General features: G+C 70.2%; 24 protein-coding genes. 19 read left to right on the top strand and 5 right to left on the bottom strand.

Features of this window, described 5'->3' with window-relative positions:
- Positions 1-63: 63 nt before the first annotated feature.
- Positions 64-561, bottom strand: a complete 498-nt coding sequence (gene greA, locus G9U51_RS12865; protein ID WP_166197333.1) for a transcription elongation factor GreA — start codon at positions 559-561, stop codon at positions 64-66.
- 167 nt (positions 562-728) lie between these two features.
- Positions 729-1,094, bottom strand: coding sequence for a DUF4307 domain-containing protein (locus tag G9U51_RS12860; RefSeq protein ID WP_166197332.1), 366 nt, complete (start codon positions 1,092-1,094; stop codon positions 729-731).
- A 54-nt stretch (positions 1,095-1,148) separates the two neighbouring features.
- Here G9U51_RS12860 and mca point away from each other — a divergent pair, with 54 nt between their 5' ends.
- A complete protein-coding gene (gene mca, locus G9U51_RS12855) occupies positions 1,149-2,093 on the top strand; it encodes a mycothiol conjugate amidase Mca (RefSeq protein WP_166197331.1) in 945 nt (314 codons plus the stop codon).
- Positions 2,093-2,302 (top strand): hypothetical protein, encoded by a 210-nt coding sequence (locus G9U51_RS12850; protein ID WP_166197190.1) that lies wholly within the window; start codon positions 2,093-2,095, stop codon positions 2,300-2,302. The genes mca and G9U51_RS12850 overlap by 1 nt, the downstream gene beginning before the upstream one ends.
- A 1-nt stretch (position 2,303) precedes the next feature.
- Here the strand turns inward: G9U51_RS12850 and trhA are convergent, their stop codons facing one another.
- A complete protein-coding gene (gene trhA, locus G9U51_RS12845) occupies positions 2,304-3,011 on the bottom strand; it encodes a PAQR family membrane homeostasis protein TrhA (RefSeq protein ID WP_407941441.1) in 708 nt (235 codons plus the stop codon).
- A 111-nt stretch (positions 3,012-3,122) separates the two neighbouring features.
- Between trhA and G9U51_RS12840 the strand changes: the two genes are divergently transcribed.
- The 7 genes from G9U51_RS12840 (at position 3,123) to G9U51_RS12810 (ending at position 10,205) form a co-directional block, all read left to right on the top strand.
- Positions 3,123-3,887 (top strand): isoprenyl transferase, encoded by a 765-nt coding sequence (locus G9U51_RS12840; RefSeq protein WP_166197330.1) that lies wholly within the window; start codon positions 3,123-3,125, stop codon positions 3,885-3,887.
- Positions 3,888-3,996: 109 nt separating this feature from the next.
- Entirely contained in the window at positions 3,997-4,413 is a 417-nt protein-coding gene (locus tag G9U51_RS12835) for a YciI family protein (protein WP_166197329.1), read from the top strand.
- On the top strand, positions 4,362-5,549 hold the full coding sequence (locus tag G9U51_RS12830) for an RNA polymerase sigma factor (protein ID WP_166197328.1): 1,188 nt from the start codon (positions 4,362-4,364) through the stop codon (positions 5,547-5,549). The genes G9U51_RS12835 and G9U51_RS12830 overlap by 52 nt, the downstream gene beginning before the upstream one ends.
- A 306-nt stretch (positions 5,550-5,855) precedes the next feature.
- Complete coding sequence (locus tag G9U51_RS12825) at positions 5,856-7,160, top strand: PhoH family protein (RefSeq protein WP_166197327.1); 1,305 nt, start codon at positions 5,856-5,858, stop codon at positions 7,158-7,160.
- 266 nt (positions 7,161-7,426) lie between these two features.
- Positions 7,427-8,296 carry an aggregation-promoting factor C-terminal-like domain-containing protein gene (locus G9U51_RS12820; RefSeq protein WP_166197326.1) on the top strand — a complete coding sequence of 290 codons (870 nt, stop codon included), beginning with the start codon at positions 7,427-7,429 and terminating at the stop codon, positions 8,294-8,296.
- Between the two features lie 67 nt (positions 8,297-8,363).
- A complete protein-coding gene (locus tag G9U51_RS12815; RefSeq protein WP_328823462.1) occupies positions 8,364-9,773 on the top strand; it encodes a GntP family permease in 1,410 nt (469 codons plus the stop codon).
- 45 nt (positions 9,774-9,818) lie between these two features.
- Positions 9,819-10,205, top strand: a complete 387-nt coding sequence (locus tag G9U51_RS12810; RefSeq protein WP_166197325.1) for a hypothetical protein — start codon at positions 9,819-9,821, stop codon at positions 10,203-10,205.
- Positions 10,206-10,209: 4 nt separating this feature from the next.
- Here the strand turns inward: G9U51_RS12810 and coaA are convergent, their stop codons facing one another.
- Complete coding sequence (coaA, locus tag G9U51_RS12805; RefSeq protein WP_166197324.1) at positions 10,210-11,172, bottom strand: type I pantothenate kinase; 963 nt, start codon at positions 11,170-11,172, stop codon at positions 10,210-10,212.
- A 55-nt stretch (positions 11,173-11,227) separates the two neighbouring features.
- Between coaA and glmS the strand changes: the two genes are divergently transcribed.
- The 10 genes from glmS (at position 11,228) to G9U51_RS12755 (ending at position 21,094) form a co-directional block, all read left to right on the top strand.
- Entirely contained in the window at positions 11,228-13,081 is a 1,854-nt protein-coding gene (gene glmS, locus G9U51_RS12800; protein ID WP_166197323.1) for a glutamine--fructose-6-phosphate transaminase (isomerizing), read from the top strand.
- Positions 13,078-13,437 carry a holo-ACP synthase gene (locus tag G9U51_RS12795; protein WP_166197322.1) on the top strand — a complete coding sequence of 120 codons (360 nt, stop codon included), beginning with the start codon at positions 13,078-13,080 and terminating at the stop codon, positions 13,435-13,437. The genes glmS and G9U51_RS12795 overlap by 4 nt, the downstream gene beginning before the upstream one ends.
- Entirely contained in the window at positions 13,434-14,888 is a 1,455-nt protein-coding gene (locus tag G9U51_RS12790; protein ID WP_166197321.1) for a bifunctional ADP-dependent NAD(P)H-hydrate dehydratase/NAD(P)H-hydrate epimerase, read from the top strand. Before G9U51_RS12795 ends, G9U51_RS12790 begins: the two co-directional genes overlap by 4 nt.
- A gap of 98 nt (positions 14,889-14,986) precedes the next feature.
- A complete protein-coding gene (gene alr, locus G9U51_RS12785) occupies positions 14,987-16,123 on the top strand; it encodes an alanine racemase (protein WP_166197320.1) in 1,137 nt (378 codons plus the stop codon).
- Positions 16,120-17,340, top strand: a complete 1,221-nt coding sequence (locus tag G9U51_RS12780; protein WP_166197319.1) for an alpha/beta fold hydrolase — start codon at positions 16,120-16,122, stop codon at positions 17,338-17,340. Before alr ends, G9U51_RS12780 begins: the two co-directional genes overlap by 4 nt.
- Positions 17,337-17,798 (top strand): tRNA (adenosine(37)-N6)-threonylcarbamoyltransferase complex ATPase subunit type 1 TsaE, encoded by a 462-nt coding sequence (tsaE, locus tag G9U51_RS12775; protein WP_166197318.1) that lies wholly within the window; start codon positions 17,337-17,339, stop codon positions 17,796-17,798. The genes G9U51_RS12780 and tsaE overlap by 4 nt, the downstream gene beginning before the upstream one ends.
- The gene (gene tsaB / locus G9U51_RS12770) at positions 17,795-18,442 is read left to right on the top strand and encodes a tRNA (adenosine(37)-N6)-threonylcarbamoyltransferase complex dimerization subunit type 1 TsaB (protein ID WP_166197317.1); all 648 of its coding nucleotides are present in this window, start codon (positions 17,795-17,797) and stop codon (positions 18,440-18,442) included. Before tsaE ends, tsaB begins: the two co-directional genes overlap by 4 nt.
- Positions 18,439-18,894, top strand: a complete 456-nt coding sequence (gene rimI, locus G9U51_RS12765) for a ribosomal protein S18-alanine N-acetyltransferase (RefSeq protein ID WP_166197316.1) — start codon at positions 18,439-18,441, stop codon at positions 18,892-18,894. The genes tsaB and rimI overlap by 4 nt, the downstream gene beginning before the upstream one ends.
- Positions 18,891-19,937 carry a tRNA (adenosine(37)-N6)-threonylcarbamoyltransferase complex transferase subunit TsaD gene (gene tsaD, locus G9U51_RS12760; protein ID WP_166197315.1) on the top strand — a complete coding sequence of 349 codons (1,047 nt, stop codon included), beginning with the start codon at positions 18,891-18,893 and terminating at the stop codon, positions 19,935-19,937. Before rimI ends, tsaD begins: the two co-directional genes overlap by 4 nt.
- 137 nt (positions 19,938-20,074) lie before the next feature.
- Positions 20,075-21,094 carry a hypothetical protein gene (locus tag G9U51_RS12755; protein ID WP_166197314.1) on the top strand — a complete coding sequence of 340 codons (1,020 nt, stop codon included), beginning with the start codon at positions 20,075-20,077 and terminating at the stop codon, positions 21,092-21,094.
- Positions 21,095-21,152: 58 nt separating this feature from the next.
- Here G9U51_RS12755 and G9U51_RS12750 read toward each other — a convergent pair whose 3' ends face one another.
- Entirely contained in the window at positions 21,153-22,466 is a 1,314-nt protein-coding gene (locus tag G9U51_RS12750) for a glycoside hydrolase family 3 N-terminal domain-containing protein (protein WP_207948280.1), read from the bottom strand.
- Positions 22,467-22,479 lie beyond the last annotated feature (13 nt).

Below are 22,479 nucleotides of genomic sequence, written 5' to 3'. Positions count from 1 at the left end.
CCGGTCGGCAAGCAGCGAGGCGCTCCCTAACAGCACAGGGAGCGCCTCGCCGATGCAGGCCGATCAGGGGCGGTAGTTCTCCGCCTCGAGGATCTTCACCTCGACGGTCTTGCCGTTCGGCGCCTCGTAGCTCGTGGTGTCGCCGACCTTCTTGCCATTGATGGCGGCGCCCAGCGGGGACTTCTCGCTGAAAACGTCGAGGTCGGAGTCGCCGTCGGCGATCTCGCGGCTGCCGAGGAGGAACTTCTCCTTGTCGCCGAACATCTCGACGCTCACCACCATGCCCGGGGTGATCGTGCCCTTGGCGGGGTCACCCGAGCCCAGGACGGCGTTGTCGAGCAGCTGCGTCAGCTGGCGGATGCGGGCCTCCATCTTGCCCTGCTCCTCCTTGGCTGCGTGGTAGCCGCCGTTCTCCTTCAGGTCGCCCTCGAGTCGCGCCTCTTCGATCTTCTGCGCGATGTCGTGGCGGCCCTCGCCCGTGAGGTGGTCGAGCTCGGCCTTCAGTCGGTCGTATGCCTCCTGGGTGAGGAAGGTCGACGACGTGTCGGCAGTGCTGGTCACGGTCTCTCCTTGATGTCTTCGTGGGGCGACGCCGCCTTCTGGTCAGCGGCGCCGCAAAAGTCGAGGTCCGGACCGGCGGGCCGCCCGTATGCCGCCCGTGAACAGGGCGAGGGGCCGCGGTCCAGACCTGATGTGAGTACGTCAGTCTAGCAAGTGAACGCCAGATGTCACTTGTACTCGCAGTTGACGACCGTGCCGGTGACTGCCTGCGCGACCGTGGGGATGGTGCGTTGATAACGGGTGCTCTGGTAGCTGCTCGCCGGCAGGTCGACGGTGGTGATCCCGACCTGCGCGTGCCGGATGTCCATCGCCTTCAACGTGCAGCGCACCGGGCGGCCGTCCTGGTTGACGACGTCGAAGCGCATCGTGATCCGGTTGTTGGGCACCGGGTTGTCGAAGCCGGCGTCGGACCAGGACAGCCCCCGCGTCGCGGAGATCCCGAACCACACCGCCGCACCGCACGCGAGCAGGCCCGCGACGATGCCGACGAACCACCAACGGCCCTGGCCGGGCGCAGGTCGGGGGAGTGCCATGGGATGAGAGGATAGGCGGCGGTCCAACACCGCCCGATCGTGAGGTGACTTCCGGTGCCCGAACGCCTGCGGCTGCTTGCCGTGCACGCCCACCCCGATGACGAGTCCAGCAAGGGTTCGGCGACGATGGCCCGTTATGTCGCCGAAGGGCACCGGGTCATGGTGGCGACCTGCACCGGCGGCGAGCGCGGTGACGTGCTCAACCCGCGGCTCAAGGACGACGCGGACATCCTGCGCGATCTGCCGCAGGTGCGCCGCGAGGAGATGAAGCGGGCCCAGGAGGTGCTCGGCATCGAGCACGTCTGGCTGGGTTTCGTGGACTCCGGCCTGCCCGAGGGTGACCCGCTGCCGCCGCTGCCCGAAGGGTGCTTCGCGCTGGAGCCGCTGCATGTCACCACCGAGGCGCTCGTGCGCGTCATACGGGATTTCAAGCCGCACGTGATGACGACGTATGACGAGAACGGTGGCTACCCGCACCCGGACCACATCATGTGTCACGACGTGTCGGTGGCGGCCTTCCGGGCCGCCGGTGACCCTTCGCAGTTCACCCACGCCGGCGAAGCCTGGCAACCGCTGAAGCTCTACTACGACCGTGGGTTCAGCCGCGAGAAGATCGCTGCCTTCCACGAGGCGCTGCTGACCCGCGACGGTGAGTCGCCCTTCGAGGAGTGGCTCAAGCGGTGGGAGGAGCGCGAGCCCACCCGGGTGACGACGCGTGTTCAGGTCGCCGACTACTTCGGGGCGCGGGAGCGGGCGTTGCTCGCGCACGCCACCCAGATCGACCCCGACGGCAGCTTCTTCGCGTTGTCGGCGGCCGAGCAGGCGACGATCTGGCCGACCGAGGAGTTCGACCTGGCCGCGTCATACGTCCGGACTCCCGCGGACGAGGACGACCTGTTCGCGGGACTGCCGCAGGATGTCGCCGAGGCCGACCGGATGGCGACCGATCCGCCCGCCCTGCTGCGCGACGACATCGTGGCTCGCAAGGAATCCGCCTGATGGGCTCGCAGAGCACGGACGTCACCGCGGGCATCTGGGGTTTCCTGGTGCTCTTCGGTCTCGGGTTGGTGTGCTGGCTGCTGTTTCGCAGCATGAGCACTCACCTGCGCGGCGTGCGGCTGCGCGAGGAGCGCGACCAGCGCCGCCAGCGCGACGAGCCTCCCCAGCGCGACGAGCCTCCCCAGCGCGACGCGGACGAGCAACCGTAGGTCAGCTGCCGGCGACCGGGTGGTAGACCGCGATCGAGGCCGCGATGTAGTGCGCGGCGAAAGCCAGCACGGTGAAGGCGTGAAAGATCTCGTGGAAGCCGAACCACCGCGGTGACGGGTCGGGGCGTTTGAATCCGTAGACCACGGCGCCCAAGGTGTAGAGCACGCCACCGAGGGCGATGAGCGTCATGACCAGCGGTCCGCCCGCCTTCATCAGCGGGCCGAAGTAGAACACCGCCACCCAGCCGAGCGCGACATAGATCGGCACATAGAGCCAGCGCGGGGCACCCACCCAGAAGACACGAAAGAGCACCCCGCCGATGGCGCCGCCCCACACGATCAGCAGCAGCGTCGTCGCCTGCTCGCGGGGCAGCAGGCAGAGCGCGAAGGGGGTGTAGGTGCCGGCGATGATGAGGAAGATGTTGGCGTGGTCGGCGCGCTTGAGCAGCTTCTCCACCCGGGGCGACCAGCGGCCCCGGTGATAGGTCGCCGAGGTGGCGAACAACAGCACCGCGCACACCGCGAACACCGCGGCACCGATGCGGCCGCGAGCGTTCTGCGCCAAGGCGATCAGCACGATCCCACCGACGAGCGCGAGCGGTGCCATGCCGAGGTGCAACCAGCCGCGCAGCTTCGGTTTGACGCGTGCGACCAGCGCCGCAGCCTCGTCTTGGACGTGCTGGGCAGCGTCCTCGATCGCGTCTCTCACACCGACCAGGGTAGGGCTCCGGGGCGCGACGCGGGAGTAGCGTGCGCGTGGCCACCTCACCGGGCTGGCCTAGTCTGTCGGTGGCGGACGATCCAGGTGGAAGGGGCGAGCATGCGCGGGGTCAGTGACCTGGTCTACAGCGCGTATGAACGACATCTCGCCAAATCGCTGCCCACCGAGAACCTTCCGCGGCATGTCGGGGTGATGCTCGATGGCAACCGTCGGTGGGCCAAGGCCCGCGGCGCCGACACCGCCTCGGGCCACCAGGCCGGCGCCGACAACATCGCCCCGCTGCTCGGCTGGTGCGAGGAGGCCGGGGTCGAGGTCGTCACGCTGTGGCTGCTGTCCACCGACAACCTCAACCGGCCCGCCGCCGAGCTCGTGCCGCTGCTGTCGATCATCGAGGGCGTCGTGCGCGAGCTCGCCTCGCACCACCGGTGGCGGCTGAACCCGGTCGGAGCGCTTGCCATGTTGCCGCCGCACACCGCGGAGGTGCTGCGCGAAGCCGCCGAGCAGACCAGAGATGTCGACGGGCTGATCGTCAACATTGCGGTCGGGTATGGCGGCCGCCGCGAGATCGCCGACGCGGTGCGGTCGCTGCTGCAGGAACACGCCCGCAATGGCACCTCGATCGAAGAACTCGCCGAGGTGCTCGATGTCGACCACATCGCGGCCCACCTCTACACCAAGGGCCAGCCCGACCCCGACCTGGTGATCCGCACCTCCGGCGAGCAACGCCTGGGCGGATTCTTGTTGTGGCAGAGCGCCCAGAGCGAGTTCTACTTCTGCGAGGCGTTCTGGCCCGACTTCCGCCGGGTGGACTTCCTGCGGGCACTGCGGGCGTATGCCGCCCGCGAACGACGGTTCGGCTCCTAGGCGCGCCGCGGTCGGCATACCTCGATCCGAACTTTTCTGGTCAGGTATGTCGAGAACGCCCGCTCGGCTCCGTCCCCCGGGTGTCCGCACCGAAGACAAGGAGCACACCATGGCGAAGTACCTGTTGTTGAAGCACTACCGCAGCGGCAACGCGCCGGCCCCCGTGGTCGACTGCCGGCCGATGGACACCTGGACCCCGGACGAGGTCGACGCCCACATGCGGTACATGCACGATTTCGCCGGGCGGCTGCGGGGCACCGGCGAGTTCGTCGACGGGCAGGCCCTCGCACCCGAGGGCGCGTGGGTGCGGTATGGCGGCGCGGGGCAGCCGGCCGTAGTCGACGGCCCGTTCGCCGAGACCAAGGACCTCATCGCCGGCTGGATGGTCATCGACGTCGAGTCCTGGGACCGGGCGGTCGAGCTCGCCGGCGAGTTGTCCGCCGCGCCCGGCCCCGGCGGCGCGCCGATCTACGAATGGCTGGAGGTCCGCCCCTTCCTCAACGAGGCGCCCGGGCCGGCCGAGTGAACGATCTGCGAGAACTGATCCCCGCGGCGATCGGTGTCCTCGTCCGGCGCGGAGTGGACTTCGCGTCGGCCGAGGACGCTGTGCAGGAGGCGTTGATCAAGGCGCTCGCGGCGTGGCCGACCGATCCGCCACGCGATCCCAAAGCCTGGCTGGTGACCGTCGCATGGCGGGCCCACCTCGACGCCATCCGATCGGAGGCGGCGCGCCGTCGGCGGGAGGCCGTCGTCGATGCCGAACCCGAGGCCGGCCCGGCCGCGGAGCGTGACGACACGCTCGCGATGTTCTTCCTGTGCGCGCACCCGCGGCTGTCGCCGACCTCCGCGGTCGCGCTCACGTTGCGCGCGGTGGGCGGTCTCACCACGGCACAGATCGCGCGGGCTTTCCTCGTGCCGGAGGCAACGATGGCCCAGCGGATCAGTCGGGCCAAGCGACAGCTCGCCGGCGTGCCGCTCAACACCCCGGGCGATCCGACGAACGTGCTGCGGGTCCTCTATCTCGTCTTCAACGAGGGGTATACCGGTGACCTCGACCTGTCCGCTGAGGCGATCCGGCTGGCGCGGCAGCTGCGCGCGATGACCGACCACCCGGAGGTGTCCGGGCTGCTCGCGCTGATGCTGCTGCACCACGGCCGGCGTGACTCCCGGTTGACCCCCGAAGGCCGGCTGGTGCCGTTGCCGCAGCAGGACCGTTCCCGCTGGGACACCGCGGCGATCGCTGAGGGCGTGGCCTTGGTGCAGTCCGCCCTGGCCCGCGACGCGGTCGGTGAATACCAGGCCCAAGCCGCCATCGCCGCGCTGCACGCCGACGCGCAGAGCGCGGAGGAGACCGACTGGGTGCAGATCGTGCAGTGGTATGACGAATTGCTCCGGCACGCCGACACCCCCGTCGTGCGAGTCAACCGGGCGGTCGCCGTCGGCGAGGCAGACGGGGCTGCGGCTGGGTTGGCGGCGCTGCGGGCGGTCGACGCATGCACGCCCCGGCATACCGCGGCGGAGGCCTATCTCACTGCGAAGGCCGGCGACCCGTGGCGAGCCGCCGGGCTGTATGCCGACGCCGCTCGCCTCGCGACGAACCTCGCCGAGCGCGACCATCTGACGCGCGAGGCGGCCCGGCTGCGGTCGGTCGCGGACGGCTAGCCCCGGCATACCCGATGTGACAGGTGGGACGGATGGTGCGACGGGGGACTGGCCCGGTGTGAACAGTCCGTGAAGAAGGTGCGCGCGGTGCGGCGCGTCGCCGCATGACACGCCCGAGCGCGCCTACCGTCGAAGGCAACGCACCGGCACCCCGCCGGGGCGTTCGGGAGGCCCACTCGATGCAGCGAAACCTGGCTGCGGACGGAGGGCCGGCACCGGCTCTCCGCATCGGGAGAGCCCGGTCCCGGCCCCGCATCCGCGACTAGCCCAGCGGTGACGTTCAGCCGCGCGGCAGGAGGAGTCGGTATGACTGCAAAGCGAGCCACCAACAAGACGTACGTCCTCGACACGTCGGTGCTCCTGTCCGATCCGCGAGCGGCCACCAAGTTCGCCGAGCACGAGGTCGTGCTGCCGGTGGTGGTGATCACCGAGCTGGAGGCCAAACGCCACCACCCCGAGCTGGGCTATTTCGCGCGCAGCGCTCTCCGGCTCTTCGACGACCTGCGGATCGAGCACGGCAGCCTGCACGACAGCGTCCCGATCGGGGAGGGCGGCACGCTGCGGGTCGAGCTCAACCACACCGACCCGTCCTCACTGCCGGCCGGATTCCGGTTGGGAGACAACGACACTCGCATCCTGTCGGTCGCCAAGAACCTCTCCGACGAGGGTCGCGATGTCACCGTCGTCAGCAAGGACCTGCCGATGCGGGTGAAGGCCTCGGCGGTGGGCCTGCAGGCCGAGGAGTATCGCGCCGAGCTCACCACCGACTCCGGCTGGACGGGCATGGTCGAGCTCGAGTGTGGTGCCGAGGAGATGGACGCGCTCTATGACGAGGGCCGGATGGAGCACGCCGAGGCGGCCGAACTGCCGACCAACACCGGGCTGGTGATCCTGGGCCCGCGGGGGAGCGCCCTCGGCCGGGTGATGGCCGACAAGTCGGTGCGGCTGGTGCGCGGGAACCGGGACGCCTTCGGCCTGCACGGCAGGTCCGCCGAACAACGCATCGCCCTCGACCTGCTGCTCGACCTCGACGTGGGCATCGTCTCGCTCGGCGGCCGGGCCGGCACCGGCAAATCCGCCCTTGCGCTGTGCGCCGGGCTGGAAGCGGTGATGGAGCGCCGCCAGCACCGCAAGGTGATCGTCTTCCGGCCGCTGTATGCCGTCGGCGGCCAGGAGCTCGGCTATCTGCCCGGCACCGAGAACGAGAAGATGGGGCCGTGGGCGCAGGCGGTGTTCGACACCCTCTCGGCGGTGGTGTCCCGGGAGGTCGTCGAGGAGGTGCTGGACCGCGAGTTGCTCGAAGTGCTGCCGCTCACCCACATTCGCGGCCGTTCGCTGCACGACGCCTTCGTGATCGTCGACGAGGCCCAGTCGCTCGAGCGCAATGTGTTGCTCACCGTCTTGTCCCGGATCGGGCAGAACTCCCGGGTGGTGCTCACCCATGACGTCGCTCAGCGCGACAACCTGCGGGTCGGCCGGCACGACGGCGTCGCGGCGGTGATCGAGAAGCTCAAGGGCCACCCGCTCTTCGGCCATGTCACCTTGCACCGCTCCGAGCGCAGCCCGATCGCGGCGCTGGTCACCGACCTGCTGGAGGGCCCGGACGCCTGAACCTGATCGACGCGTGATGCACGGGGTGGCCGGCCGGCCACCCCGTGCGTCACATTCGTCACTCCGGCGCCAGTTTCTCCACAGATTCTGCGGTGAGATTTGGGTTTTCCGGCGGTTTCGGGCAAGGTGAAGGGGTTATCTCGGTTTGATAACGGCCCGGCGTGCGGACGTCCGCAGCAGCCGGGCTGTTGCTGCCAGGTTGTTGTTCGACGCCGTTCACGTCGCCACATGGGGGCGCGGCCGGACGGTCCGACAGAAGGGTTCACATGTCCTACTCCGGTCGCCACCGCGCTCGTCGCGCCGGCGGACTCGCCACGCTGCGCCGCCCCGCGGTCGCCGCAACCGCCTCCATCTCCGTGGTCACCGTGGCCGCCGCAACCTACGCCTCCGCCACCGACCTGGCGCAGGGCAGCAGCAGCGTCGGCGCCCTGCGCCTCGCCGGGTCCGCCCCCGCCGTCGGTGCGGATGCCGCAGCCGGTGGCGTCGCCCTCGACACCTCGGCGAAGAACGACGCGCTGGCCAAGGCCATCGCCGCCCGCCAGGCCGCCAACGCCCAGCGCGGCACCACCGCCGCTTCCCTGGCCAAGGCCGCGGCGGCCAAGCGCGCCCAGGCCGGCGCCGCCGCCGCCACCGCGCGCGCCGCCGCCAAGGCCGCCGCCCAGCGCAAGCTGGCCCAGCAGCAGGCCGCTGCCAAGAAGGCCGAGCAGGCCAAGAAGGCCGCCCAGGCGAAGAAGGCCGCTAAGGCGGCCGAAGCGACGAAGGCCACGAAGGCCCCGAGCTCCCGTTCGGCCGGCCCCACCACCTCGCGCGAGTCGGCGCGGCCGGTGATCTACAGCGGTGACCCGCGCGCGATCGCTCAGTCCATGCTCGCGTCATACGGCTGGGGTCAGGGTCAGTTCGGCTGCCTCAACAACCTGTGGAACAAGGAGTCGGGCTGGAACGTCGGCGCGACCAATGCCTCCTCGGGTGCCTACGGCATCCCGCAGTCGCTGCCGGGCGGCAAGATGGCCAGCGCCGGCGCGGACTGGCGCACCAACCCCGCCACCCAGATCCGCTGGGGCCTGGGTTATATCGCCTCGGTCTACGGCACGCCGTGCGGTGCGTGGGCGCACTCGGTGGCCACCAACTGGTACTGAGCCGACTCCCCGGCTGAGCAGAGCCGCCGTTCCCCTCCGGGGAGCGGCGGCTCTACTGTTGTGCGCCGTGCCTACTGTGAGCCTCCTCGCCGCCGATCCACCCATCAGTCAGGCCGGCTCCGGCCAGCTCGCGCTGGCGGCCCTCGCCTCGATCGCCGCCGTCGTGCTGCTGATCACCGTGCTGAAGCTGCACCCCTTCGTGTCGCTGCTGCTCGGTTGCGCCGTGCTGGCGCTGGTGGCCTGGGTGCCCGGCGCGGACGCCATCGACAGCGTGATCAAGGGTGTCGGCAATACCGCCGGGTCGGTCGGCCTGCTCATCGCGCTCGGCGCGATGCTCGGGCAGATGCTCGCCGAGTCCGGGGCCGCGGACCGGGTCGTCGGCGCGGTCACCGACCGCCTGCCGCGCCGGATGCTGCCCTGGGGCATCGCGCTGGTCGCGGCCGTTATCGGGCTGCCGATGTTCTTCGAGATTGGCGTGGTGATCCTCGTCCCGATCGTCATCCTGATCGCACGTCGCACGCGTATGCCGTTGCTGCTCATCGGGATTCCTGCGCTCGCCGGCTTGTCGATCCTGCACGGGCTGGTGCCGCCACACCCCGGGCCGCAGACCGCGATCGCGGCGTTGAAGGCCGACCAGGGGCTCACCCTGATCTACGGGCTGATCGTCGCGGTGCCGACGCTGATCGTCGCCGGGCCCTTGCTCGCGATCGTGCTGAACAAGATGATGCCGCTGCCCGCCGGGGCTGCCGGCGCGCCGAGTGTGCCCGGTGAGCAGGGCAGCGAGCCGGGGCTGGCCGCCCCGGCCAAGCACCGCCAGCCAGGCGTCGGCGCGGCGATCTTCGTGGTGCTGGTGCCGGTGCTGCTCATGCTCCCGGCCGCGATCGTCAACCTGTGGGTGAGTGACGGGATCGTCAAGAGCATCCTCGATGTGCTCGGCACGCCGGTTGTCGCGCTGCTCATCGCGGTGATCGTGGCCTACCTGCTGCTCGGCGTCGGCACCGGCATGGGCACCCGCGGGGCCAGCGACTCGCTCGCCCGCGGATTGCCGGGTGTCGCCGGCATCATCCTGATCGTCGCGGCCGGCGGCGGCTTCAAGCAGCTGCTGGTCGACGCGGGCGTCGGCAAGGTGATCGCCGATGCCGCCTCCTCCGCCCACCTGCCGGTGCTGTTGCTCGGCTGGCTGGTGGCGGTCGGCATACGGCTGGCGACCGGTTCGGCGACGGTGGCGACGATCACCGCGGCCGGCATCGTGAGCGGGCTGGCCGGCGGGCTCACGCCCTCGAACGTGGCGCTGCTGGTGCTCGCGATCGGTTGCGGGTCGCTCTTCTTCAGCCACGTCAACGACGCGGGCTTCTGGCTGGTCAAGGAGTACTTCGGGCTGACCGTCGGGCAGACCCTCAAGTCGTGGTCGGTGATGGAGACGGTGATCTCGGTGGTCGGCTTCCTGCTCGTGCTGGCGCTCAGCGTCGTCGTCTGAGGGAAGGTGCGTGGAAGTTCACCGCGCCCCGGTACATTCACCGACATGGTGAGGAACAAGGCGGCGGCCGCGATCTATTGGGTGATCGCCCTGCTGTTGTCGGTGGTAGCCGGCGTCGGAGGCGCGGCGTGGGGCAACTCGATGGCACCCACCTTCGCCAACGAGGACAAGGGTGGCCAGCCGGCGACCTCCGCGTCGCGGCTGCTGTTCAGCGTGTTCGGTGGCCTGTTGTGCGGGCTGGGCGTGCTCGCGGTTTTCGCTGGCATCTGGCTGGCCCTGTGGGTGCGGCAGCGGCGCGCGGATGCGGCGACCGCCGAGGACGACTACGACGACTACGACCACGACGCTGACCTCTTCGAAGACGACGAGGACGAGGATTCGCAGCAGCGGCTCGCCGAGCAGGACGCCTTCGAGGACGAGCACAGCCGCTGAGGCGCTACAGCTTGCGCAACCGGACCCGGCGCACCTTGTGATCGGCGTCCTTGGTCAGCACCAGCGTCGCGCGACTGCGGGTCGGCACGATGTTCTCGACCAGGTTGGGGGCGTTGATCGCCTCCCAGATCTCACCGGCCCGCTGCACCGCCTGCTCGTCGGTGAGCGAGGCGTAGCGGTGGAAATAGGACTCGGGATCGGCGAAGGCCGTTTCGCGCAGACCGAGGAAGCGCTCGACATACCAGTTCTTGATGTCCTGCTCGTGCGCGTCGACATAGACCGAGAAGTCGAAATAGTCCGACACCGCCAGGGTGTTACGCCGGCCCGGCACCGGCACCGAGGGCTGCAGCACGTTGAGCCCCTCGATGATCAGCACATCCGGCTGGCGCACCACGATCCGCTCGCCCGGGATGATGTCGTAGGTCAGGTGGGAGTAGACCGGGGCGGTCACCTCGGCCCGGCCGGATTTCACCTCGGCGACAAAGCGCACCAAGGACCGGCGGTCGTAGGACTCGGGAAAACCCTTGCGCTCCAACAGGTTTCGCCGCTCGAGCTCGGCGTTGGGGAAGAGGAAACCGTCGGTCGTGACCAACTCGACCCGTGGGGTGTCCGGCCAGTGCGCGAGCAACTCGCGCAGGATCCGCGCCGTGGTCGACTTGCCCACGGCGACCGATCCGGCGACGCCGATGACGAAGGGCGTCTTGTCCGGGCGCTCGCAGAGGAAGTCGGAGGTGACCCGGTGCAGCCGCGAGGTGGCGCCGACATAGAAGTTCAGCAGCCGGGAGAGCGGCAGGTAGATCTGCTCGACCTCCTCCATGTCCACCTGGTCACCGGTGCCGCGCAGCCGCCGCACGTCGCGTGCGGTCAGGCTCATCGGGTGCGCGTCGCGCAGCCGGGCCCAGGTCTGCCGATCGAACTCCAGGTAGGGCGACTCGGCGGCGAGTTGGGCGCGGGACACGCCCGTCATTGTGTCGGACGATGCCGTGCGGTGCGTGCTTGGGCGAGGCCCTACCCTGTTGGCCATGTGTGGAATCGTCGGTTTCGTCGGGCGTGAGGACGGTGACGTCGCCCTCGACGTCGTGATGGAGGGCTTGGCGCGGTTGGAATACCGCGGCTATGACTCGGCGGGCGTCGCGCTCGTCTGCGAGGACGAGGTCGAGGTGCGCAAGCGCGCCGGCAAGCTCGCCAACCTCACCGCCGAGATCGAGGCCCACCCGCTGCCCGCCTCACGCACGGCGATCGGGCACACCCGGTGGGCGACGCACGGCGGCCCGACCGACGCCAACGCCCACCCCCACCGAGGGGGCACGAACGGCAAGTTCGCGCTGATCCACAACGGCATCATCGAGAACTTCCACGCGCTGAAGAGCGAGTTGGCCGACGCCGGCGTCGAGTTCGCGTCGGAGACCGACACCGAGGTCGTGGCCCAGTTGCTCGCCCAGACGTATGCCGGGGACCTCACCAAGGCGATGCGTGACGTGGTGGCCCGCCTCGAAGGTGCGTTCACCCTGCTGGCGGTGCACGCCGATCAGCCGGGTGTCGTCGTCGGTGCCCGACGCAACAGCCCCCTGGTCGTCGGCCTGGGCGACGGCGCCAACTACCTCGGCTCGGATGTCGCGGCCTTCATCGGCTACACCCGCAACGCCCTCGAGCTCGAGCAGGACCAGATCGTCACCATCACCCCGGACTCGGTCGAGGTCATCGGCTTCGACGGGACGCCCGCCCAGGGCAAGACCTTCGAGGTCACCTGGGACGCCGCGGCCGCCGAGAAGGGTGGCTACGACACCTTCATGGAGAAGGAGATCAACGAGCAGCCCCAGGCGGTTGGCGACACCCTGCTGGGGCGCACCGACGAGTCCGGTGCCCTGAGCCTGGACGAGTTGCGGATCCCCGAGGAGAAACTGCGCCAGGTCGACCGGATCACGATCGTCGCGTGCGGCACCGCGGCATACGCCGGGATGGTGGCCAAATACGCGATCGAGCACTGGACCCGGATCCCGGTCGAGGTCGCGCTCGCGCACGAGTTCCGCTACTGCGACCCGATCGTGGACGAGCGCACCCTGGTGGTGTCGATCAGCCAGTCCGGCGAGACGATGGACACGCTGATGGCGGTCAAGCACGCCCGCGACCTCGGTGCGCTCACCATCTCGATCTGCAACACCCACGGCTCGACGATCCCGCGCGAGTCCGACGCGGTGCTCTACACCCACGCCGGCCCGGAGATCGCGGTGGCCTCGACCAAGGCCTTCCTCGCCCAGATCACCGCGTGCTACGTGCTCGGTCTCTACCTCGCGCAGCTGCGCGGCGGGGTGCATGCCGACAACGCCGGCCAGGTGATGAGCGAGCTGCACGAGGTGCCGGGCAAGATCGACCAGTTGCTGCACACGATGGGCCGGGTGCGCGAGATCGCGCGGTTCATGGCCGACACCCGTTCGGTGCTCTTCCTCGGTCGCCAGGTCGGTTTCCCGGTGGCGATGGAGGGCGCGCTGAAGCTGAAGGAGCTGGCCTATATCCACGCCGAGGGGTTCGCCGCGGGCGAGCTCAAGCACGGCCCGATCGCATTGATCGAGCCCGGCCAGCCGGTCTTCATCGTGGTGCCGGGGCCGGACACCCCGCACGGTCTGCACGGCAAGGTCGTCTCCAACATCCAGGAGATCCGCGCGCGCGGTGCACGCACCCTGGTCATCGCCGAGGAGGGCGACGAGGCCGTCGTGCCCTTCGCCGACGAGGTGATCCGGGTGCCGCACACCTCCCCGCTGCTGCAGCCGCTGCTCACCGTGGTGCCGCTGCAGGTCTTCGCGCTCGAACTGTCCACCGCCAAGGGCCTGGACGTGGACCAGCCGCGCAACCTGGCCAAGTCGGTCACCGTCGAGTGATCCTCGGGGTCGGGCTCGACGTCGTCGACATCGAGCGGTTCACGGCGACGCTGCAGCGCACCCCGACGCTCGCGGGCCGCCTCTTCGTCGAGTCCGAGCTCGATCTGCCGCCGGTCTCGCTGGCGGGCCGGTTCGCCGCGAAGGAGGCCATCGCCAAGGCGCTCGGAGCGCCGGCGGGGATGGCCTGGCATGACGCGGTCGTGGTCCGCGGCGAGCACGGCCAGCCCTCCTTCGCGATCTCCGGCACGGTCGCCGCACGCGCGGCCGACCTCGGAGTCGACCGCGTCCACCTGTCGATCTCCCATGATGGGGGAGTCGCCGTCGCCGTCGTCATCGTCGAAGGAGCCCCCGCATGATGCGCGCGTATGCCGTCCCTGCCGTCCGTGCCGCCGAAGCCGCGGCGATGGAGGGGCTCGAGGAGGGCGAGCTGATGCAGCGGGCTGCCCGCGGCCTCGCCGAAGTCGCGCTCACCCGGCTGGAGGAGCGGGGCGATCGGGTGGTCGTGCTTGCCGGGTCGGGTGACAACGGTGGGGACGCGCTCTGGGCGGGCGCACACCTGGCCACCTCGGACGCGAATGTCGTTGTGGTGCTGGTGGGTTCGCGCGAGCACACCGCCGGCCTGTCGGCCGCGCGGGAGGCTGGTGCGGTGGTGCTCGAGTGGCGCTCGGGGTCGGCTGCCGACTCGGTGCGGTCGGCCCTCGCCGAGGCCGACGTGGTGCTGGACGGGATCGTCGGCATCGGCGGCTCCCCGGGGCTGCCGGATCATCTGCGCGAGCTGCCCGACCTGATCGGTGACGAGGCCTATCTCATCGCGGTCGACCTGCCATCGGGATGTGACCCGGCGGGGCTGGTGGGCGCCGACTCGATCTTCGCCGACGAGACGGTGACCTTCTCCCTGCTCAAACCCTGCCACCTGATGCCGGCGACCGAGCCGGCCGTCGGGCTGCTCACGGTGGTCGACATCGGGGTGGCCGAACCGTCCTCCACGCCGGCCGTCGAGCGCCTCACCCACGACGATGTCGCCGACCTGTGGCCGGTGCCCGGACCGGCCGACGACAAATACTCCCGCGGCGTGCTGGGCTCGATCACCGGCAGTTCGGCCTTCACCGGGGCTGCCTTGCTGTCGCTGACCGCGGCCGTCACGGCGGGTGCCGGGATGGTGCGGTATGTCGGCCCCGACCACCCGGCCGAATTGCTCCGCGCGGCGGTGCCGGAGGCGGTTTTCGGTGACGGGCGTTGTCAGGCTTACGTTTTCGGCTCCGGGTGGTCGGCCGAGGATGCCGACGAGACGCAGTTGTCGGTGGCTCGCGAGCAGCTCGCCGGTGACCTGCCGATGGTGATCGACGCGGGCGGTCTCGACCTGCTGTCCGCGCCCCGCTCGGCACCGACCCTGCTCACGCCGCACGCGGGCGAGCTGAAGCGCCTCATCGAACGCCTCGACCTCGACGAACCTGCCGGCGTCGCGGGGGCTCAAGCCGTGGCCGACCACCTCAGCGTGACCGTGCTGCTCAAAGGTGCGGTGACCGCGGTGGTGAGCCCATCGGCATACGGGCAACCGGTGCGCACCCAGGCGGACGCTCCCGCGTGGCTGGGGACCGCGGGCTCCGGCGACGTGCTCGGCGGGCTCGCCGGGATGCTGCTGGCCGCAGGGCTCGAGCCCGGGGTGGCCGGCGCGCTCGCAGCGCTGGTGCACGGCGCGGCCGGCCGGCGCGCTAATCCCGGCGGTCCGGTGCGCGCGCTCGACGTGGCGCACGCGCTCGGCCCCACCATCGCGGCCCTGCTCACCGCGCGGCCCCGCTCGCAATAGCGGCCGGATTCCTCTTCTACCGTTGTAGTAGAGGAATCCGGCGGCAATAGCGACCACGTCCCCGAGGGGCGCGAGGTGGATGGAACACTGGACGGATCATGACCGCACTCGAAGGTGGGGCGCCGGCGCGCGCGACGATCGACCTGGACGCCATCGCCCACAATGTCGCGCGCCTCAAGGAGTATGCCGGGGCGGCCGAGGTGATGGCTGTCGTCAAGGGTGACGCCTACGGGCATGGTCTGGTGCCCGCTGGCCGCGCCGCTCTGCGCGGGGGCGCCACCTGGCTGGGGGTTGCCCAACTGTCGGAGGCCTTGGCCCTGAGGGCTGCGGGCATCAGCGCGCCCATCCTGAGCTGGCTGCACGCGCCCGGGCTGGACTTCACCGACGCCGTCCGCGAGGGCATCGACCTCGGGGTGCCGGCGATCTGGGAGCTCGAAGCGGTCGCTGCCGCGGCCCGCACCGTGGGACGGCCGGCCCGGGTGCAGCTCAAGGTCGACACCGGGCTCGCGCGCAACGGCGCCTACGGCAAGGACTGGCCGCTGCTGCTGGAGGCGGCGGCGCGGCTGGACGCCGAGGAGGCCGTGCGGGTCACGGGCGTCTTCACTCACTTCGCGTTCGCGGATGCGCCGACCCACCCGACGGTGCTTGCCCAGCAGGAGCGCTTCGCCGATGCGGTGCGGGACTGCGAGCGGGCCGGTTTGCGGCTCGAGGTGCGGCATATGTCCAACTCCGCCGCCACCCTCACCACGCCCGCCGCAGCCTGGGACATGGTGCGTCCGGGCCTGGCCGTCTACGGCCTCTCTCCCGTGCCCGACCTCGGCGACTCCGCGCACTTCGGGCTGGTGCCAGCAATGGAAGTGTCGGCGAATGTCACTGTCGCCAAACGGATTCCGGCCGGTCAGGGGGTGAGCTACGCGCACACCTATGTGACCGACAAGGAGACGACCGTCATCGACATCCCGTGCGGTTATGTCGACGGCGTGCCCCGTCACGCGTCCAACCGCGGACCGGTCGTGGTGCACGGGGAGCGGTTCACGATTGCCGGCCGGGTGTGCATGGATCAATTCGTGGTGGACGTCGGCGAGCTGCCGGTGCAGGCGGGGGACCGGGTCGTGCTCTTCGGCGCCGACGCGCCGACCGCGCAGGACTGGGCCGAGGCCGCCGACACCATCTCCTACGAGATCGTTGCGCGCATGAGCAGCCGGCTCCCGCGGGTCTACAAGGGGCAGGCGTGAGCGCGCTCGAACGCGGTCTGCTGGGTCTCGGCGTCGGCGTGGCCGCCACCGCTGCCGGTCTCGCGACCGACCGGCTGCTGCGTGGCCGGCGGACTGCGGAGCGGCTCGGCACGGAGCTCGACTTCACCGACGTGCCGGACGAGGAACACGTGGCGATCTCCGGCGAGGTTCCCTTGCATGTCGAGGTCGACCATCCCGATCCCGTTCCGGGACAACAGGTTTCGCCAGTCACCGTGGTGTTGTGTCACGGTTACACCCACAACCGCGCGGTGTGGCACTACCAGCGTCAGGCCCTGCGTAAGGCCGGCTATCGCGTGGTGCTGTGGGACCACCGGGGGCATGGTCTGTCCGAAGCGGGTGACCCCGAGTCCTACACGATCCCGCAACTGGGTCGCGACCTGTGCGCCGTCCTCGCCGAGGCGGTCCCGGGCGACGATCCAGTCGTCCTCGTCGGCCACTCCATGGGCGGTATGGCGGTGATGTCGCTGGCCGAGCAACACCCAGAACTGTTGGGAGACAGGGTGATTGGCGCAGCCTTCATCTCCACCTCGTCTGGCGGCTTGCAGGATCTCGACTTCGGGCTGGGTCGCAATCTGGGCCGCGTCGTGCACAAGCTCGGCCCCGGTGCGATGCGGCGGCTGTCCAGCCAGCAGGATCTGGTCGATCGCACCCTCGCCGCGGGCAAGGATGTCGAATACTTTCTGGTGCACCGTTATTCGTTCGGCACCACGGTGCCGATGGCGATCGTGCAGCACACCGCGCAGATGATCTTCCAGACGCGCATGGAGGTCATCTCGGCGTTCCTGCCGCGGCTGCTCGCCCACGACCTGCGGGCCGTGCTCGCGCGGTTCGACGGCATCGAAACGCTGGTGATGCATGGCACCCAGGACCGCATCACGCCGCGCGAACACGGCGACGTGCTGGTCACGGCCATGCCGCACGCCGAATACATCGTGGTGGAGGGGGCCGGTCACGTGCTGCCTCTTGAGTTTCCCGACATCGTCGACCGGGAGCTGGTCGGCCTGGTCCAGCGCGCCGAGCGTGCCGCGGGCACCTCGCGCGGCCGCCACAGGGCACGCGCGGTGGCCAAACACATCGTCGACATCCATGCCAAAGACCGTGTGGCGCGAGCCCGGGAGGGTGTGAAGCGCACCAGCGGCAAGCGCGGACGATCGGCCGGTGGTGGCTCGTCCTCCGGCTCGAAGGTCTCCCCATGACCGAGCAGGTGGCCACCGACCGCGCCCAGACCCAAGACCTGGGTCGCCGCCTGGGCACGGTGCTGCGGGCCGGCGACGTCGTGATCCTCACCGGCGACCTCGGAGCGGGCAAGACGACCTTCACCCAGGGCGTCGCCGAGGGGCTTCGGGTGCGTGGGCCGATCACCTCCCCGACCTTCGTCATCGCTCGCGTGCATCCCTCGCTCGCCGACGGCCCCGCCCTGGTGCATGTCGACGCCTACCGGCTGGGTGGCTCGGCCGAGCTGGACGACCTCGACCTGGACACCTCGCTGGAGGACTCAGTGACGATCATCGAGTGGGGGTCGGGCATCGCCGACGTGCTTGCCGACGACCATCTCGAGATCACGCTGGTGGCCGACCCAGCCAGCGAACACCGGCGAATCACGTTGCATGCCAACGGTCCTCGCTCGGAACAGATCGTGCGGGAGCTGTCGTGAAGCTGCTGGCCCTCGACACGGCGACGACGGCGGTCACGGTCGCGGTCCTCGATGACGACGCGGTGCTGGCCGACCGCACCCAGCTCGACGCGCGGCGGCATACCGAGATCCTTGCGCCTTGCCTCGACGAGGCGGTGCGCGCTTCGGGGATCGCCCGCACCGACCTCGAAGCGATCGCCGTCGGCGTCGGGCCGGGCCCGTTCACCGGCCTGCGGGTCGGCATCGCGACAGCGCTCACCCTGGCACATGTGCTCGGCATACCCGCGTATGGCGTCTGCAGTCTGGATGCCGTTGCGGCACAGGTGGATTCGCCGGATTTCCTCGTCGCGACCGACGCTCGCCGCCGCGAGGTCTATTGGGCGAGGTATGCCGGGGGAGCGCGCGTGACCGGTCCCGAGGTCGCCCGGCCGGGCGATCTGCCCGAGGAGTTGCGGGAGCTTCCGACGGCCGGTCGCGGGCCGGAGCTCTATCCCGACCTGTTTCCCACCCCGGTCGACGTGCTGGACGCCTCGGCCGCTGCGCTGGGGCGGCTCGCGGCGCGTGCGCTCGCCACGGGCGAGGACCTGTTGCCGGTGCGGCCGCTCTACCTGCGCGCACCGGACGCGCAGCCCTCGACCGGACCGAAGTCGGTGCTGCCGCGATGATCGACTATCGGGAGCTCGCCTGGCCCGACATCCCGCAGCTGGTGGCGCTGGATCGAGAGCTCTTCCCACGTGATGCCTGGCCCGAGACGACCTGGTGGGCGGAGTTGGCCGGTCGGCCGCAGCGCCGCTATCGGGTTGGCGTGCAAGGCGATCGGGTCGTTGCCTATGCCGGTGTGGACTGCCCGGGCGAGGTCGCCGATGTCATGACCATCGGTGTCGCCGCCGACGCCCAGGGTGGCGGAGCCGGGCGCATGTTGCTGGACTGGATGGTCGTCCAGGCGGAGGACTCGGGTGCGTCGGCGCTCATGCTCGAGGTGCGCGACAGCAACGCCCGGGCCCGGGATCTCTACTCTCGCAACGGTTTTGAGCAGATCTCGGTCCGACGCCGCTACTACCAACCGGAGGGCGAGGACGCCATCGTGATGCGCCGGTTCATCGGAGGTGCGGCATGAGCGAGCCGATCGTGCTCGGCATCGAGAGCAGCTGTGACGAGACCGGAGTCGCTCTCGTGCGCGGCACGACGCTGCTCGGTGATGCCCTCGCGAGCAGTGTCGACGAGCACGTGCGCTTCGGTGGTGTGGTGCCGGAGGTGGCCAGCCGTGCCCACCTCGAAGCGATCGTCCCGATGCTCGAACGCGCCTGTGCCGACGCCGGATTGACGCTGGCGGACGTGGATGCCGTCGCTGTCACCGCCGGCCCCGGGCTGGCCGGGGCACTCATGGTCGGAGTCTCGGCCGCCAAGGCCGTCGCCTGGGCGCTTGACCGTCCGCTCTACGGCGTCAACCACCTGTGTGCCCATGTGTGCGCCGACGTCCTCGACCACGGCCCGCTGCCCGAGCCGACCGTGGCGTTGCTGGTGTCCGGAGGACACACCGACCTGCTGCTCGTGCGGGATATCGCCACCGATGTGGAGGCGCTCGGTCGCACCATCGACGACGCGGCGGGGGAGGCTTTCGACAAGGTCGCTCGAGTGCTCGGCGTGCCCTATCCCGGTGGTCCTCATCTGGATCGCCTTGCGACACAAGGCGATTCGACCGCCATCAGGTTCCCGCGCGGCCTGACGTCGGGTCGTGACCTGGAGCGGCATCGCTTCGACTTCTCCTTCTCCGGGCTCAAGACGGCCGTGGTGCGGTGGGTCCAGGAGCGCGAGCGCGCGGGGCTCGACGTGCCCGTCGCTGATGTCGCCGCGTCTTTCGCCGAGGCAGTCGCAGATGTGTTGACGCGCAAGGCGATTGACGCCTGTCGGACGCACGGCATCACCGATCTGCAGATCGGCGGCGGCGTGACCGCCAACTCCCAGTTACGCGCGATGGCCGAAGAGCGGTGCGCTACCGCCGGCATCAACCTGCGGGTGCCACGGGTGCGGCTGTGCACCGACAACGGTGCGATGGTCGCTGCGCTGGGTGCCCAGGTCGTCGCCCGGGGGCTCCCGCCGGCCGGGCTGGGCCTGGGCACCGACTCCTCCTTGCCGGTCAGCTCGGTCTCGGTGGTCTGAGCAGGTCCTAGGACCGGCCCTCCCCGGATTTCCACCCGGGTCTGATGGCGAGTCCCTGCGGCGCCCAGCAGAGTTGTCGTCGTCGGGAAGCGACACCGCAGGGGTGAAACCTCGACATACCTGAAGGGGGAAAGACCATGTCTCACAACCGAATCCGCGCCCTTGTCGGCAGCATCGCACTCTCCGCCACCGTTGGCGGTGTCGCCTTGGCCGGTATGCCGGGCGCTCAGGCGGCGACCGAGTTGTCGGTGCCGGCGCAGGGCAGCAAGGCGCTGGGCTGGACCGCGGTGATCAAGCATCAGACCGGTGCTTATGACAACCAGGGTCAGCTTTTCCTGGCTTCGCCGACCGGCGGCGCGAAGTACATCGGCGAGGTCTCCGACAACGCCGGGATCGCGGATGTGTCCTATGACGCTCGCTATGTCGCCACCGTGCGGCAGACCTCCACTGGCCAGAAGGTGGCGGTGTGGAACACCTCGACCCGGGCGCTGCGCATCCTCGAGGTGCCCGGCAAGATCCACCTCTACGCCGACAAGGTCGTGGCGGTGACCGCGACCCAGGCGACGACCTACTCCGCGGTGACCGGCGCCAAGCTGTCGTCCTTCGCGATCAACGGAGGCTTCGGCAGCACGGTCAGCCCGCTCGGCGGCAGCCTCGTCGTGGGTGCACCCCAGGGCAAGTCGGTCAACGTCTACGACATGGCGACGCAGCGACTCGTCCGCACCGTCGACAAGCCGCAGCCGTACGAGGACTGCAAGCCGGTGGGCGGCTTCGATGCCACCAACTTCCAGATGTTGTGCAGCGTGCCCTCGGGCTTCGGCGCATGGCAGGTCTACGCGGAGGGTTATCGCACGGCTACCCCGGAGCGTTACCTCACCCCCGTCGGGCTGGACAAGGCCTACAACACCAGCCCGCGCCTCGCCCGCCAGAGTGGTGGCGACAACACCGTTCGCACCTACGACGTCGCCACCAATCGGCCGGTGGGACCGACCTGGGCCGCCCTGGGCGGCGCCTACGGCAGCAAGGTCATCGGCGGCCCGGTGACGACCGTGCCGCAGACGGCAACGTCCCTCGTCTCCTGGGATGCGGTGACCAAGACCAGCACGACCCTGATGACCGGGCTGATCACCGCCGCGAAGACGGTCGACGGCACCTGATCTCGCCAAGCGGGTATGACGGGTGGGGCGTCCTCGGACGCCCCACCTTCGCGTCTGGTCAGCCCCGGCAGCCGGGCAGCAGGCCCTGGCGCGCCTTCAGCGCGAGCACGCGGGTGACGGCTGCGCGCACCCGGGCGTCGAAGGCCGGGTCGGCCGCCGCCTTGGCCGCCAGCGCGTTGGCCATGGTCGCGGCGTCCGCCGGCCGGCCGGTGAGGGCGATGTCGCCGCCGGCGGCCACGAGTCGGACGGCCCGTTCGCCGACCGGGACCGAACGCACCGCGACCGCGGCCAGATCGTCGGAGATGACGACCCCGCTAAAACCGAGGTCTCCGCGCAACACCGTGGTCAGCACCGTGGGTGAGAAGACCGCCGGTGCGTTCGCATCGAGACGCGGATAGCGCGCCGAGGAGACCATCACCAGGCCGGCGCCCGCGCCGACGCCGGTCGCAAAGGGGGCGAAATAGGGGTCACGACGCCGGGTCTGCGCGTCGGTGATGCCGGTCGCGGAGAAGTCGGTATTGGAGCGGATCCGGCCGAGGCCGGGGAAATGTTTCACCGTGGCCAACACTCCGGCGCCATGCAGGCCGGTCACCACATCGCGCACCGACGCCCCGACCGTGGTCGGGTCAGTGCCGTATTCGCGACCGAACCGTCCGATCGGAGCATTGCTCGACGCCGTCCCGGCCGGCACCGTGTCGGCGACCGGCGCCAGGTTGACGTTGACTCCGGCGGCCTTGAGTTCACGACCGACGGTGCCGGCCAGCCGCTGTCGTTCGGCGGAGGTCATCGTGCCCTGGCGCAGCGCCGACGGCAGGCGGGTGAAGCCGGGGCCGCGCAGCTGTTGCACCTCGCCACCCTCCTGGTCCGCCGCGACGAGGAAGCGCACCCCGCCCGTGGAGCGCGAATTCGCTTGAGCCTGAACGTGATCGCTCACGGCGCGCACGCTGGTGGTCGAGCTCCAGCCGCCGAGAAACAGCACATTGCCGATGCGCGCATCGCGGATCACCTGATCGACGGCCGACGGCGCCGAGCCCGCCTGGATGCCGACCATGACCAACTGACCCGCCCGCTGCTGCGGGGTCAGGCGACCGACTGCCGAGGAGACACACGTCGGCGCCGAGGAGGTCTGGGATGCAGACGACCGCCCGGTTGCCGGACTGCTCGGCACCGCGCTCGACGACTGGGGCGGCGAACTCTCCGACTGGGCCAGGCCCGAGGTCGACGCGGCAGAGGACGGGCCCGCCGGCGAAGCCGATGACGAGCCCGACGGTGCGGTCGAGGACGAGTCGGCGCCTTGGCTGCAGCCGGCCACGGTGAGGGCGATCGCGAGCGAGGCCGGCGGCAGCAGGCGGCGGGTGCGAGCGAACGGCATACCGGCCACTGTA

The sequence above is a fragment of the Metallococcus carri genome, from assembly GCF_011440275.1.
GTDB lineage: Bacteria > Actinomycetota > Actinomycetes > Actinomycetales > Dermatophilaceae > Metallococcus > Metallococcus carri.
This window is presented reverse-complemented; position numbering and strand designations above follow the sequence as displayed.

What these genes read in the sequence shown, in the direction of transcription:
- G9U51_RS12860 (WP_166197332.1), bottom strand. Translation starts at nt 1,094, where the DNA reads ATGGCACTCCCCCGACCTGCGCCCGGCCAGGGCCGTTGGTGGTTCGTC.
- G9U51_RS12850 (WP_166197190.1), top strand. Translation starts at nt 2,093, where the DNA reads ATGGGCTCGCAGAGCACGGACGTCACCGCGGGCATCTGGGGTTTCCTG.
- G9U51_RS12840 (WP_166197330.1), top strand. Translation starts at nt 3,123, where the DNA reads ATGCGCGGGGTCAGTGACCTGGTCTACAGCGCGTATGAACGACATCTC.
- G9U51_RS12835 (WP_166197329.1), top strand. Translation starts at nt 3,997, where the DNA reads ATGGCGAAGTACCTGTTGTTGAAGCACTACCGCAGCGGCAACGCGCCG.
- G9U51_RS12830 (WP_166197328.1), top strand. Translation starts at nt 4,362, where the DNA reads ATGGCTGGAGGTCCGCCCCTTCCTCAACGAGGCGCCCGGGCCGGCCGA.
- G9U51_RS12825 (WP_166197327.1), top strand. Translation starts at nt 5,856, where the DNA reads ATGACTGCAAAGCGAGCCACCAACAAGACGTACGTCCTCGACACGTCG.
- G9U51_RS12820 (WP_166197326.1), top strand. Translation starts at nt 7,427, where the DNA reads ATGTCCTACTCCGGTCGCCACCGCGCTCGTCGCGCCGGCGGACTCGCC.
- G9U51_RS12810 (WP_166197325.1), top strand. Translation starts at nt 9,819, where the DNA reads ATGGTGAGGAACAAGGCGGCGGCCGCGATCTATTGGGTGATCGCCCTG.
- coaA (WP_166197324.1), bottom strand. Translation starts at nt 11,172, where the DNA reads ATGACGGGCGTGTCCCGCGCCCAACTCGCCGCCGAGTCGCCCTACCTG.
- glmS (WP_166197323.1), top strand. Translation starts at nt 11,228, where the DNA reads ATGTGTGGAATCGTCGGTTTCGTCGGGCGTGAGGACGGTGACGTCGCC.
- G9U51_RS12790 (WP_166197321.1), top strand. Translation starts at nt 13,434, where the DNA reads ATGATGCGCGCGTATGCCGTCCCTGCCGTCCGTGCCGCCGAAGCCGCG.
- alr (WP_166197320.1), top strand. Translation starts at nt 14,987, where the DNA reads ATGACCGCACTCGAAGGTGGGGCGCCGGCGCGCGCGACGATCGACCTG.
- tsaE (WP_166197318.1), top strand. Translation starts at nt 17,337, where the DNA reads ATGACCGAGCAGGTGGCCACCGACCGCGCCCAGACCCAAGACCTGGGT.
- rimI (WP_166197316.1), top strand. Translation starts at nt 18,439, where the DNA reads ATGATCGACTATCGGGAGCTCGCCTGGCCCGACATCCCGCAGCTGGTG.
- tsaD (WP_166197315.1), top strand. Translation starts at nt 18,891, where the DNA reads ATGAGCGAGCCGATCGTGCTCGGCATCGAGAGCAGCTGTGACGAGACC.
- G9U51_RS12755 (WP_166197314.1), top strand. Translation starts at nt 20,075, where the DNA reads ATGTCTCACAACCGAATCCGCGCCCTTGTCGGCAGCATCGCACTCTCC.
- G9U51_RS12750 (WP_207948280.1), bottom strand. Translation starts at nt 22,466, where the DNA reads ATGCCGTTCGCTCGCACCCGCCGCCTGCTGCCGCCGGCCTCGCTCGCG.